General features: G+C 56.5%; 14 protein-coding genes. 3 read left to right on the forward strand and 11 right to left on the reverse strand.

The window, feature by feature from the left end; genetic code table 11:
- Nucleotides 1-21: 21 nt before the first annotated feature.
- The 4 genes from N7D90_RS04975 to metG form a co-directional block, all read right to left on the reverse strand.
- Entirely contained in the window at nt 22-204 is a 183-nt protein-coding gene (locus tag N7D90_RS04975) for a PA3496 family putative envelope integrity protein (RefSeq protein WP_261741137.1), read from the reverse strand.
- 106 nt (nt 205-310) lie between these two features.
- Entirely contained in the window at nt 311-949 is a 639-nt protein-coding gene (nth, locus tag N7D90_RS04980) for an endonuclease III (RefSeq protein ID WP_261741138.1), read from the reverse strand.
- Nucleotides 950-1017: 68 nt separating this feature from the next.
- Nucleotides 1018-2010, reverse strand: a complete 993-nt coding sequence (rsxB, locus tag N7D90_RS04985; RefSeq protein ID WP_261741139.1) for an electron transport complex subunit RsxB — start codon at nt 2008-2010, stop codon at nt 1018-1020.
- A 196-nt stretch (nt 2011-2206) separates the two neighbouring features.
- A complete protein-coding gene (gene metG, locus N7D90_RS04990; RefSeq protein WP_261741140.1) occupies nt 2207-4258 on the reverse strand; it encodes a methionine--tRNA ligase in 2052 nt (683 codons plus the stop codon).
- A gap of 181 nt (nt 4259-4439) precedes the next feature.
- Here metG and apbC point away from each other — a divergent pair, with 181 nt between their 5' ends.
- Nucleotides 4440-5534, forward strand: coding sequence for an iron-sulfur cluster carrier protein ApbC (apbC, locus tag N7D90_RS04995; RefSeq protein WP_261741141.1), 1095 nt, complete (start codon nt 4440-4442; stop codon nt 5532-5534).
- 172 nt (nt 5535-5706) lie between these two features.
- Here the strand turns inward: apbC and N7D90_RS05000 are convergent, their stop codons facing one another.
- A complete protein-coding gene (locus N7D90_RS05000; RefSeq protein WP_002554837.1) occupies nt 5707-5916 on the reverse strand; it encodes a cold-shock protein in 210 nt (69 codons plus the stop codon).
- A 352-nt stretch (nt 5917-6268) separates the two neighbouring features.
- On the opposite strand from N7D90_RS05000, the gene dcd reads away from it, so the two are divergent.
- Entirely contained in the window at nt 6269-6835 is a 567-nt protein-coding gene (gene dcd / locus N7D90_RS05005; RefSeq protein WP_048359020.1) for a dCTP deaminase, read from the forward strand.
- A gap of 93 nt (nt 6836-6928) precedes the next feature.
- The gene (locus tag N7D90_RS05010; RefSeq protein WP_261741142.1) at nt 6929-7135 is read left to right on the forward strand and encodes a hypothetical protein; all 207 of its coding nucleotides are present in this window, start codon (nt 6929-6931) and stop codon (nt 7133-7135) included.
- Between the two features lie 12 nt (nt 7136-7147).
- Here the strand turns inward: N7D90_RS05010 and N7D90_RS05015 are convergent, their stop codons facing one another.
- From N7D90_RS05015 to N7D90_RS05040, 6 genes are all read right to left on the reverse strand, one after another.
- Complete coding sequence (locus tag N7D90_RS05015; RefSeq protein WP_261741143.1) at nt 7148-8269, reverse strand: succinylglutamate desuccinylase/aspartoacylase family protein; 1122 nt, start codon at nt 8267-8269, stop codon at nt 7148-7150.
- 62 nt (nt 8270-8331) lie between these two features.
- A complete protein-coding gene (locus tag N7D90_RS05020; protein WP_261741144.1) occupies nt 8332-10794 on the reverse strand; it encodes a penicillin acylase family protein in 2463 nt (820 codons plus the stop codon).
- Between the two features lie 219 nt (nt 10795-11013).
- The gene (locus N7D90_RS05025; RefSeq protein ID WP_261741145.1) at nt 11014-11655 is read right to left on the reverse strand and encodes a glutathione S-transferase N-terminal domain-containing protein; all 642 of its coding nucleotides are present in this window, start codon (nt 11653-11655) and stop codon (nt 11014-11016) included.
- Nucleotides 11656-11828: 173 nt separating this feature from the next.
- The gene (locus tag N7D90_RS05030) at nt 11829-12038 is read right to left on the reverse strand and encodes an SEC-C metal-binding domain-containing protein (protein ID WP_019823514.1); all 210 of its coding nucleotides are present in this window, start codon (nt 12036-12038) and stop codon (nt 11829-11831) included.
- Nucleotides 12039-12045: 7 nt separating this feature from the next.
- Nucleotides 12046-12531: an LEA type 2 family protein gene (locus tag N7D90_RS05035; RefSeq protein WP_261741146.1), complete on the reverse strand. Its 486-nt coding sequence runs from the start codon at nt 12529-12531 to the stop codon at nt 12046-12048.
- A gap of 34 nt (nt 12532-12565) precedes the next feature.
- Nucleotides 12566-13042, reverse strand: coding sequence for a YchJ family protein (locus N7D90_RS05040; RefSeq protein WP_261741147.1), 477 nt, complete (start codon nt 13040-13042; stop codon nt 12566-12568).
- Nucleotides 13043-13044 lie beyond the last annotated feature (2 nt).

The following is a 13044-nucleotide window of genomic DNA, read 5'->3' on the forward strand; positions in this document are numbered from 1 at the left end:
TTGAGGGTTTTGTGCAAGGGATTAGAGATCGTACCCATAATCTTCGAGCTCTTTTCTGAGCCGTTTTTCTTCTAGAAGCGCGTCAATAGTACGACGTTTAGCCAAATTGGTTTTAGCCACCTCGACAACAGGCTCCACGATCTCTTCCTGATCGGCGATTGCAAAATCTTCTTCTACTTCCAGTTCTTCTTTGCCAGTGCTCATTCAGTTCACTCCAGGCTAAGACAGTCAATGGCGCCCCTTATAGCGATAATCACTGCGCGGGTAAAAAAGATTTTCTCAATCGATCAGTCCATAAAATCTCTATCGGTCAATCATCAGAGGTTTTTTCCTTGAATTCGCACAGGTCTTCTATGCGACAGCTTCCACAACGAGGCTTGCGCGCCTGGCAGACGTAGCGCCCATGCAGGATGAGCCAGTGATGGGCGTCCAGCAGATACGGTTTGGGTACGTGCTTCATCAGGTTCTTTTCTACTTCCACCACATTCTTGCCTGGCGCAATTGCGGTTCGGTTGCTGACCCTGAAAATATGGGTGTCTACAGCCATTGTCAGCTGTCTGAAGGCTGTGTTGAGAACGACATTTGCAGTTTTGCGGCCTACACCAGGAAGCGCCTCAAGCTCTTCTCGCGTCTGCGGAACCTGACTGCCATGACGTTCAATCAATAAACGGCAGGTTTCAATCACGTTTTTGGCCTTGCTGTTATACAAGCCAATAGTCTTGATGTACTGCGACAGCCCATCTACTCCCAGAGCGTAGATGGCTTCTGGTGTATTGGCGACTGGAAACAATTTGGCCATTGCCTTGTTGACGCTTACGTCAGTGGCTTGAGCGGACAAAATTACCGCAATCAACAGCTCAAACGGAGATGAGTAGGCCAGCTCTGTTTTGGGCTCAGGGTTGTCTTCGTGAAACCGGCGAAATATTTCAAGGCGCTTTGCGGCATTCATGGGTAAAAACGTTTCCTGAGTAGCTGTCCGTTAAACGAAGGTTGGCTTGCCTGATGATCAAAGACCCTTCAAATATTGGCGGGGTCCAGCGCGTTAAGTACCAATTCTGCCTGTGTGACAGCCTCAGTCAAAAGCGTTAATTGAGCGTTGGGCTGCTCTTGGTTAATGGCTTTTTTAAGCTCGGCGCGACGCATGGCAAGTTGGATTTTTGCGCGTTTGAGTTCTGCGTTGTTTGGCGCGGGTGCAGCGATAGAAACCTCAGGGCCAGATTCCAGTTGAGCCAAAACCTGCTCTGCTGATTCAAACTGCTTTTGCAGGATCACCAGTTGAGATTGCTGCTGTGCGGTTGGAGGATGGCCAAACGCTTTGAGCGATTTGTTTAATTGCGCACGCGCCATGGCGAGTGTGACTTTGGCCTTTTTAAGCGCAGCGTCGTTGAGGTTGGGCTGTTCTGCTGTCTGGCTCTCAAGACGAGTGCCGCTGTCAGTGGCTGCCGGAGCTCGTTGGGCGCGCGCGAGGCGTTCAGCCAGTCGATGCTGCTCTTCTCGTCGCAGCCGCTCGTCACGCAGCTCGTAGCGACGCCGGGCATGGTCACGCTTGTGGTTGCGCGCGTTGTACTGCTCTGCTTCGTGAGCGAGCCCACCGAGAATCGGGATTACATTGGCAGGTAGAGGTCGCATCTCAATGCAGTCGACAGGGCAGGGGGCGACGCAGAGGTCGCAGCCGGTGCACTCATCGACGATGACAGTGTGCATGAGCTTGGCTGCGCCGAGAATGGCATCGACCGGGCAAGCCTGTATGCATTTGGTGCAGCCGATGCATTCGGCTTCACGGATATAGGCCACTTGTGGCGGGGCCGTTCCGCGCTCGGTATCCAGTGCCAGTACGGGAATATTGAGTAAGGTGGCAAGTGCTGCAATGGTTTCAGCGCCACCGGGCGGGCACTTGTTGATTGCTTCGCCTTGGGCGATGCCTTGCGCATAGGGTTTGCAGCCTGGATGGCCGCATTTTCCGCATTGAGTTTGCGGTAATAAAGCGTCAATTCGTTGAATCAGGCTCATGGTGTGATCAGTCCAGGTACGGCGGGTCGCATCTGGGGCGACGCTCAACATGCGCAAAGATAAATAAAGGCGTGGCGGTCAAGCGCACATGCAAGATCGGTCGGGTCCAGCAAATGCTGCTGATTATCCGGCATGTCGGGAAGGGCGGCCAGCGTCTGGCGACCTGCTGGCCACCAGACGTTGCAAAGGGACGGTGTTACTTGATGCGTTGACCTGGCTTGGCGCCGCTGTCCGGGCTCAGCAGGTAAATTTCTTCACCACCAGGGCCAGCAGCCATCACCATGCCTTCAGACATGCCGAAGCGCATTTTACGTGGCTTCAGGTTGGCAATCATCATGGTCAGGCGGCCTTCAAGTTCAGCCGGGTTCGGGTAAGCGCTTTTGATCCCGGAAAACACGTTGCGTTGCTCGTCGCCGATATCCAGCGTCAAGCGCAGCAGCTTATCGGCACCTTCAACAGCTTCTGCCTTGAGGATCAGCGCAACACGCAAGTCGACTGCGGCGAAGGTGTCGAACTCGATCTCTGCAGCCAGCGGTTCCTTGACCAGCTCGCCGTTACCTTGCGGTGCGGCGCTGCCGGTGTCGGTCTGGCTGGCAGCCAGGTCTTCTTTCGAGGCGTCGGTCATGGCTTGAACCTTGACCGGGTCGATACGGGTCATCAGTGGCTTGAAGGCGTTCAGCTGATGATTGACCAACAACACGTTGTGATCGTTCCAGGTCAAGGGTTCGACATTCAGGAATGCCTCAGCGTCGGTTGCGAGTACTGGCAGCACCGGTTTGAGGAAGATCACCAGTTGGCGGAACAGGTTGATGCCCAAAGCGCAGACGGCCTGAACTTCAGCTTGCTTGCCTTCGACCTTGGCCATTGCCCAAGGCGCCTTGTCAGCGATCCAGGCGTTGGCGCGGTCGGCCAGCCCCATGATTTCACGCATGGCACGCGCAAAGTCGCGGGCCTCATAGGCCTCGGCAATGCTTGGCGCGGCGGCCAGGAATGCCTCGGTCAGCTCGGGAGCGGCATTGCCCTCGACCATTACTCCGGCGTTACCCTTGTGGATAAAGCCCGCGCAACGGCTGGCGATGTTGACCACTTTACCGACCAGATCCGAGTTGACCTTCTGTACGAAGTCTTCCAGGTTCAGGTCCAGGTCATCCACGCCGCGACCGAGCTTGGAGGCGTAGTAGTAGCGCAGGTATTCCGGTGCCAGGTGATCCAGATATGTGCGGGCCTTGATAAAGGTGCCGCGCGATTTGGACATTTTCTGGCCGTTGACGGTCAGGTAGCCGTGAACGTTGATGGCGGTAGGCTTGCGATAGCCTGCACCTTCGAGCATGGCTGGCCAGAACAGGGCGTGGAAGTTGACGATGTCCTTGCCGATAAAGTGGTACAGCTCGGCGGTGGAGTCCTTGGCCCAGTACGCGTCGAAGTCCAGTTCAGGACGGCGTGCGCAGAGGTTCTTGAAGCTGGCCATGTAGCCGATAGGTGCATCCAGCCATACGTAGAAGTACTTGCCTGGTGCGTCCGGGATCTCGAAGCCGAAGTACGGCGCATCACGGGAGATATCCCACTGTTGCAGGCCGGCATCCAGCCATTCGGCGATCTTGTTGGCTACTGCATCTTGCAGGGCGCCGCTGCGGGTCCAGCTTTTGAGCATGGCGTCGAAGTCGGGCAACTTGAAGAAGAAATGTTCGGAATCCTTGAGCACCGGAGTGGCGCCTGAGATTGCCGACTTCGGGTTCTTCAGGTCAGTAGGTGCGTAGGTGGCACCGCATTTTTCGCAGTTGTCGCCGTACTGATCTTCAGTGCCGCATTTAGGGCAGGTGCCCTTGATGAAGCGATCGGCCAGGAACATTTTCTTTTCCGGGTCGAAGTACTGGGTGATCGAACGGGTGGCGATATGCCCAGCTTCGCGCAGCTTTATGTAAATCGCACTCGACAGCTCACGGTTTTCTTCGGCGTGGGTCGAATGAAAGTTATCAAAATCGACGAGGAACTCGGCAAAGTCGGCGCTGTGTTCAGCCTGGACATTGGCGATCAGTTGCTCGGGGGTGATGCCTTCTTTCTCGGCGCGCAACATGATGGCCGAGCCGTGGGCGTCGTCTGCGCAGACATAGGTGCATTGATTGCCGCGCAGCTTCTGGAAGCGCACCCACATATCGGTCTGGATGTACTCAAGCATATGGCCAAGGTGAATTGAACCATTGGCATAGGGCAGGGCGCTGGTGACGAGGATCTTGCGTGGCTCGGACATGGGGCTCGGCTACTTGATGAGACGGTGGTCGGCCACTATAAAGCGCCGAGCAATATATTTCACCCTGTGGTCGCGTATCTGATCGTTTGTGCTGTTTTTGATCATTTCAAAAGCCTGCTGCCTGCGGTTTATTACAGGTAGGATAGCGGCCTGTTTTACTCAGTCTTTACGGGAGTTGCCCATGAGCGCAGTCAATCGCGCAGCGGTGGAGGCCGTCCTCCGCCAGTACACCGACCCTTATTTGAATCAGGATCCGGTGAGTGCCGGATGCATCCGCAATATTGAAATTCAGGGCGAACGCGTCAGTGTTCAGCTCGAGTTGGGCTATGCCGCCGGCTTGTTCAAAAGCGGGTGGGCGCAAATTCTGCAAATGGCCATCGAGAATATGGATGGCGTGACCTCGGCCAAGGTTGAAGTCAATTGCGTGATTGCTGCGCACAAGGCCCAGGCGCAAATCCCGGGTCTGGCCAATGTGAAGAACATCGTTGCCGTAGCTTCTGGCAAGGGTGGGGTGGGTAAATCCACTACTGCAGCCAACCTGGCACTGGCGCTGGCTCGTGAAGGTGCGCGGGTCGGGATTCTGGATGCAGATATCTATGGTCCGAGCCAGGGCGTGATGTTTGGCATCGCTGAAGGCACCCGGCCGAAGATTCGCGATCAAAAGTGGTTTGTGCCCATTGAAGCCCATGGCGTTGAAGTCATGTCGATGGCGTTTCTGACCGACGACAATACGCCGATGGTCTGGCGCGGTCCGATGGTGTCGGGTGCGCTGCTGCAGCTAGTGACGCAAACGGCCTGGAACGACCTTGATTACCTGGTTATTGATATGCCACCGGGTACCGGTGATATCCAGTTGACCCTGGCACAGAAAGTCCCGGTAACGGGATCGGTGATTGTGACCACTCCGCAGGATTTGGCCTTGCTGGACGCGCGCAAGGGTGTCGAGATGTTCCGCAAGGTGAACATTCCGGTGCTGGGCGTAGTGGAGAATATGGCGGTACACATTTGCTCGAACTGTGGTCATGCAGAGCATCTGTTTGGCGAGGGCGGTGGCGAGAAGCTGGCGACTCAATATGGCGTTGAGGTACTGGCCTCGCTGCCGTTGTCGATGGAAATCCGCGAGCAGGCCGATAACGGCAAGCCAACGGCGATTGCCGACCCAGATAGCCCGATTGCACTGATCTATCAGGAATTGGCCCGTCAGGTGGGCGCACGTATTGTTTTGCATGAAGCTGCTTCGCAGGCCATGCCGACCATTACCACCAGCGACGACTGATTCTTGCTTGATACGGGTTTGCCTGATGCATCGAGGTGATGCTATCGCGGGCAAGCCCGGCTCCCACTGGAGTTGCCATACCCATGACAGCGGGTATTGGTGGGGGCGGGTTATTGCGGGGATAAAAAAACCCCGCTTTTAAGGGCGGGGTTTTTTACTGGATCAGAACAAGTTAGATAACTTGAACTTCCTCAGCTTGCATGCCTTTCTGACCGCGGGTAGCGATGAAAGAAACCTGTTGGCCTTCTTTCAGGCTTTTGAAGCCGTCGGATTGGATTGCTTTGAAGTGAACAAACAGGTCGTCACCGGATTGTGGAGTGATGAAGCCGAAGCCTTTTTCATCGTTGAACCACTTAACGGTACCAGTTTGGCGATTAGACATGGTGTAACTCCTTGAACAAAGATAACTGCGACGCAGGAAAAGCCCTGGCCGAGACTGAGTGCAAAGAGCAGGAAAAATTCTTGGAGATGGTTGGATCGAAATTCAACATATCGTGTAGAGATTCTCAGTGACACAAGCAACACAGTGGCGCCACCTTAACGCTTTTTTACGAACGTGCAAAGGGTCTTTGCGAAGGATTGTTTAAAAACGTGACTGACGGTTGCCTCTGCGCCCTGTATTCACGGCATCTACAGCTATTTTTGATATTTTTGTCCCATACTTTTGAACCGGACCCTAGGGGGCGGTAAGATGCCCGACAGAATTTTCTACCTCGCTATTCAGGACACCCGCCATGAGCATCAAACCGGACAAGTGGATTCGCCGCATGGCGCAAGAGCACGGCATGATCGAACCTTTCGTCGAGCGTCAGGTGCGTGAAGAAGGCGAAAACCGCCTGATTTCCTACGGCGTATCGAGTTACGGCTACGACGTTCGTTGCGCAAATGAATTCAAAGTGTTCACCAATATCAATTCGGCGACCGTTGATCCGAAGAACTTCGACGCGGGCAGCTTTGTTGATGTCATCAGCGACGTGTGCATCATTCCGCCCAACTCCTTCGCGCTGGCGCGCACCGTTGAGTACTTCCGTATTCCACGTAACGTGCTGACCATCTGCCTGGGTAAAAGCACCTACGCACGTTGCGGCATCATCGTTAACGTGACGCCGCTTGAGCCCGAGTGGGAAGGCCATGTAACGCTGGAGTTCTCCAACACCACGACATTGCCAGCCAAGATTTACGCCAACGAAGGCGTGGCGCAGATGCTGTTCTTCGAATCGGATGAAGAGTGTGAAGTGTCGTACAAGGACCGTGGCGGCAAGTATCAGGGCCAGCGCGGCGTGACTTTGCCACGCACCTGACGAACAGAAGGAATTCTTGAGCGATAAAGCACTCTATTGAGTGTATTTCCGGTTACGCATCCAGCGAGCCGGATCATCGCTCAGGAGTGCCTCATGAAGATTGATCCGAGTATCCGCGCCCAAATGGCAAGCCTTGAGCCTAATCAGGTAGGGTTACTGGCGTGGTCTCTGCTCGCCTTTCCCGAGTTACATGCAGGTGGCATCCCCGGCCAGCCTGACCCTGATACCCCGCAACCGATCGAACCGGAGCCAGGCGTGCCCACACTGCCTGACGAGCCACCACCTGCCCCGATTGCCTGAACCTGTATTGCCTCAAGGAGAGAGCAGATAACCACTGCGATAAGCTTCTTGGCCCGCCACGTGGGCAATCACCATGCCTGCGGTGGCCATTCGCTGAAGCGTGCGGGCGTAGAGCAATCCAGCGTTGGTGCAGTACACCGGGGTGAGTCGGTCGCTGATCGGGTCAATGACCTCTGCAATCAGTTGGCCAGCGTTGAGATAGTCCCCAGGTTTGGCACTGAACACCAGTAACCCGCCAACAGGGGTCGCTACTGGCTCTACGCCAGCCAGGGGCGTCGCGGGGTAGAGCAGGGCAGGCAAAGGGCTGGACTCACCGTCAATCGCGCCAAAATCGATCAGGTAGTCAATCAGCGCCTGACAGTCGTGCTCGGCATGCTTGTGGCTGACGTCGCCCAGACCACGCAATTCCAACGTGACGGAAAAACCACCTTGCGGAATGGCGAAACAATGCTCGAAACGTTGTTGTAATTTCCACCACAGCAGGGTGAAACATTCATCGAACGACAGACCGCCGGAGTCCGTCGCCAGCAGGCTGGCTTGGGCTCCGAGGTAGCGCGCCAGCGGTTCGACCTGCTGCCAGGCCTCAGGGGTGGTGTACAGATGAGCCACAGCCTCATAGTCGCAATGCAGATCGAGCACCACATCAGCGTCGCAGGCCAGCGTTTGCAATATCAGGCGTTGCGAATGCAGCTGTGTTGTTGGCACTTGCGCGGCCAACATCTCGCGCAAGTGGCGACGAATCAACTGCAGATTGTGCGCGGGATCGTTGTTTAACTTTCCTTCAAGCTCATCACCGATTTGCTCACTGAGATCCAGGAAGTTTCGATTGAAATTTTGCCCGCTTTGCAGCTCATAACGGCCCAGCGGGATATCCATCAGCACCTGGTCCAGGCCCGCCGGATTGGCCACCGGTACCAGCACTATTTCACTCCGCAGTCGCCCCGCCGCTTCCAGTTCGGCCAGGCGCTGCTTGAGGTGCCAGGCCACCAGCATGCCCGGCAGCTCATCAGCATGCAGCGAGGCCTGAATATAGACCTTGCCCTGCGGCAGGGAAGGTCCGTAGTGAAAGCTGTGAATATGACGTTCAGTACCCGGCACAGGCGCCAGCAAGGGGTGAATTTGATGTCGCTGCATGGTGACGTCCTTGTGAGCCGGGTGGGACAGCGCTTGCCAGCCATTTGTGCAGTAAAGGTCAGTTACTTTCCGGGCACCAGGGTCAGGCGGGTCTTGCCGTAGGCTTTGTCGAAGTTCTGCGGCTGCATCGGGAAGCTGATGTACTGCCCTTTGAGCCACGGGTCTATGCCGTCGGTGTAGTGCGGGCTGGCCGGGTTGCTGGATTGCCCGGTGCTGTTTTGCCCCATCATCGGTTCGATTTGCCCGAAGTCGACGATCATGCGCATTGCCGGAATCAGCGTAGCGTCGAAGCTTGAGCCCGCGATGTTGTAAGCCGCGGTGTTCAGCGTGGTGTGATCGCCGCCTGCCATGACCGGGCCGTAAACCGTCTGGCCATTGGCATTACTCCACACGTAGCGATGTAACTTGCCCCACTGCCACGCCCTGTGGTCGCTGCCCAGCAACGTGTCGCCGGTGCTGATGGCGCCAGCCAGGCTGCGGGCCAGAATGGCTGGTTTGTCTTCTTTTTGCGGGGTGCGGATGTCGTCCCAGAAGGGGCTGTCCTCGCGGCCGAGCAAGTGGTCTGCCAGAGCCGAGTACGACAGATTGCTGTTGGCGACAAATGCCTTCCAGCTGGCGCTGCTCTCGGGGCCCAGTTCATCAAGGAAGATTTGCCGGGTACTTTCCTGCAAAAACAGTTCGTACAAAGCTGCATCGGCCGAGGTAGGGCTGAGTTTTCCGTCGAAAGCCATCAATCGGCCAAGAGCTTCGCGGGCTTTCGCCTGCTCGGCTGCGGGCATTGCCGCGATCGCCTGTTTGAGTGGTTGCGCCATGCCGGGTGCGGCCAGCATGGTTTTCAGCTTGGCCGCAAACAGGGTGGTTTGGTCGTACTGCATCGCGATCATGCTGCGTGCATCCTGCTTGCCGCTGCCTGCCAACTGCGCAAGGCGCTCGCCGCGTTCAGGCGCTAGCCACGAGTTGGACAGTTGCATGCCGTAGCCATAGGCGGCCGTGCGCTGGTTGGCCGTGCCCAGCCAGCCTTGGGCCGGGTCCTGATCGTAGGGGTGCAGCATCGGGTCGGCGTAACCCTCCCAGTCGTAGCGGCTGTCCCAGCCCGGGGACGGGAACAGGCCAAGGCCTTCGCGGCGATTGGGGTAGAGCCCGGTTACTTGCCAGCCAATGTGATTGGCGTCGGCGTACATTAAATTCAGCGCTACAGCGCGGATTTCGCGACTGGCGTCCGAGGCTTTTTCGCTGTCCTGGGCGCGGGACAGGTCGAAAAATGCATCAAGCGACTTGTCGCCCTTCAAGTCCGGTGTTTGCAGGGCAAGGCCAAGGCTGCTGTTCAGCGCATTGGGGCTGCCTACGGCGCTATTGAGCAGCGGCCCGTGGCGGGTTTCGTAAATGGCCTCGCGAATCGGGCGCTGGCCTTTGACGAAGAAGGTTTCGTTGCGCACCGTTGCCGGTAGCCATTTTCCGTCAGCCAAGTAGTACAGACTGTTGCCTTGGCGTTTGAGTTTTTCCAGGAACACGTCCTGGTTGTCGCCCATGGCCATGCTCATGCCCCATGCCACCTTGCCGTTGAAACCGGCAAACAGGGTCGGCAAGCCTGCGATGGTTGCCCCCGCAGCCTGGTATTTAGGCGCGCGAATTTGTACGTAAGTCCATGCCGAAGGTACGCCGATGGGCTGGTGGATATCGTTGGCCAGCAGGCTTTTGCCACTGCGGCTGCGCTGCGGGCCAATTGCCCAGTCACTCGATGCTGTGACCCCGGGCAGGCTCAGTTGTGTCACCTGTTCAAGGGCTTGGGCCACTGCATTCAAACCTTGCAGCTGGCTACCCAGGGCCAGGCCTTTGAGCTTGTCGGCTTCGCCGGTGGGCAGGGCTTCGTTGGGATAGGTCGGTGTCAGCCACGCCAGTTTTTCAGTACCGGCTTTTTGTGCCAGTACCAGCGAGTTGAGTTCTTCTTGCAGATTGACCGACATCCCGAAGTTCAGCAGGCTGAAAATCAGCGCCGAGTCTTCAGGTTTCCAGTATTCGACTGTATAGCTGGCTTGCGCGAGATCAGCCGGGAGCTTGTCGCGGTAGCGGAACAGGTAGGCGTTGACCCCACGGGCGTAGACCTCGAAAAACTTTTTAAGGCGCGGGGACGAACTTTTATACAGTTCGTCAGCGTTCTTTTTCAGATTGATGCTGCGCATCAACCGGTCGCTTTCCAATGCATCGGCACCGTTCAACTCGGCCAGCCTGCCTTGTGCCAGCAAGCGCAAGCGCACCATCTGGCTGATACGGTCGCCGGCGTGTACGTAACCCAAGGTGAACAGGGCGTCATGAAAACTGCTGCTTTCGATCAGCGGCATACCCTGGCTGTTGCGGCGCACCGAGACATTTTGCGCCAGCCCTTTGAGCGGTTGCATGCCAGAGGTTGGCACCAGGCTTTCAACGGAATGAGTGTTTATCTGGCAACCGGTCAAGCCCAACAGGCTGGCCACTGCCGCGGCAACGCCGAACCGGGGTAGAAAATGAGTAAGGGCTGGCGAGGCCATGGCAAAGCTCCTGCGGGGGTGGTGTCATCGAAAGCCGCTACGTTAGTGAGGCCGATGACACCGTGCAAGCGCTATCTTGGGGTGTTGAAGTGCCTTGCCGTGCGCGAAAACTGTAGCCGCTGCCCAATGCTGCGATAAGGTCCTAAGGGCCTTCACATCACAGAGCCGCTCCGCGGCCCATCGCAGCCTGCGGCAGCGGCTACACACAGCCTGATTTGGTTACTTGGGCGGGTTGATTTTATCTACCAGCGCGTAGGCACGTTCTGTTGCTGGGCGCGCCTTGACGCGGTGGAACCACACCTTCAATGCCGGGAAGTCATCCAGGTTCTGGCCCTGGAATTCATGGGGCACGATCCACGGGTAAATCGCCATATCGGCGATGCTGTACTCGGCTCCAGCGACAAATTCCCGGCCTTCCAGCTGTTTGTTCAAAACGCGATACAGGCGGGCGGTTTCATCGGTGTAGCGTTTGATCGCATAAGGGATTTTTTCAGGCGCGAAGCGATTGAAGTGATGATTTTGCCCGGCCATTGGCCCCAGGCCGCCCATCTGCCAGAACAGCCACTGCAGTGCCATTTGCCGACCGCGCAGATCCTGGGGCAAAAACTGCCCGGTTTTTTCCGCGAGGTATAACAGGATGGCGCCGGATTCAAACAGCGACAGCGGTTCGCCGCCATCTGCCGGTGCCTGATCGACAATGGCAGGAATACGATTGTTCGGGGCAATCTTGAGAAAATCCGCAGCAAACTGTTCGTTTTTGCCGATATTGATCGGGTGAACCTTGTAGGGCAGGCCAGCTTCTTCAAGAAACAATGAGACTTTGTGGCCGTTGGGCGTGGTCCAGTAATAAAGATCGATCATGAAGGGCTCCAGAAGGGGATTTTCACGCAGCTACATGGGCTGTCAGTTTTACTCCCAAAAGCGCGTCGGATGAAAGCAAGTGCTGGCTTCTGAAGCGGATTTTTCATAAAGCAAAAACACAAACGCCGCACGTGCTCAAGGCAGGTGCGGCGTGTGCAGGGCTTCCGGAAGGATCAGGCGCCGTGGCACTTCTTGAATTTTTTGCTGCTGCCGCATGGGCATGGATCGTTGCGGCCAACGTCTTTCAGCTCGTTGCGCACAGGCTCTTGAGGTGCATGGCCGCAATGCGGGCCATGTACATGACCGTTGTCGTGGTCATGGGTGTGACCATGATCATGATCGTGGTTGCAGTCGGGGCCATGAACGTGGGGTTGTTGGGTCATTGCTCAATCACTCTGGAATAAAATCGCCGGGGATTATCTCGCCTTTACGCGTCAGGTGCACGTCGTAACCGTAGAACAGGCCGGTTTCCAGCGTGCCCTCGAATCGATACGGGATGGGCCGGTCAGGTGATTCCAGCAATTTGACCAGCGGGCGCACATGTGGCCAAAGATTGGTACGCACAGGGATCACGAAATCTGCGTGGCTGTTGGGCTCCACGCTGAACCACTTTTCATGCTCGCCTTCAGTCAGTTTTATCGTGCCCAAGTACACGGTGTAGCTCAAGCCGCGCACCGTAAGGGTCGAGTCATTCGGGTTGTCTACCCGGAAATGCAGCTTGAAGCGTTGCTCCAGCAGCTTGGCCTGAACCAGTTCAACCTTCACCAGGTGCACGTCAGGGTCTTTGTTGCCTGAATCGAACCAGGAACTGCATCCCGACAGCATCAGGATCATAGCCAGGGCAATTGTTTTTGTTATTCGAGCCCGAGATTCCATTCCTTACTCCTGAGAGAGCGTGCCCCTGATCAGTCTATTGACCGAAAAAGCCGGCACAGCATTTTTTGAATTTAAGACCACTGGAGCATGGGCAGGCATCGTTGCGCCCGACTTTGAGCGGTACGGTGGGGTCGATGAAGAACCAGCGCCCTGAACTTTGCACAAATGACGAGCGTTCGCGGTGGCTGTGTTCGCCGTTGGCGTCGTGCCAGCGCGCAGTGAAGGTCACAAACCCATGTTCAGGCTGGCCGCCGAACACTTCGCTGTTTTCAACGGTCAACCCCAACCAGGTGCTCTGCGCGCTCCAGTCGGCAATAGCCTGGAGATCCAGCCCGGCTTGCTGCACAGGCAATGTGGTGCTGACCAGATAATCAATCAGCCCCAACACATAGGCGCTGTAACGCGAGCGCATCAGCGTTTCTGCGCTTGGGGCCGGGTGCCCGTCGTGATAATGCCCACAGCAGGCGTCCAGCAAATTGCCGCTGCCACAGGGGCAAATGGATGTACTCATTG

Source organism: Pseudomonas fragi (assembly GCF_025426255.1).
GTDB lineage: Bacteria > Pseudomonadota > Gammaproteobacteria > Pseudomonadales > Pseudomonadaceae > Aquipseudomonas > Aquipseudomonas kulmbachensis.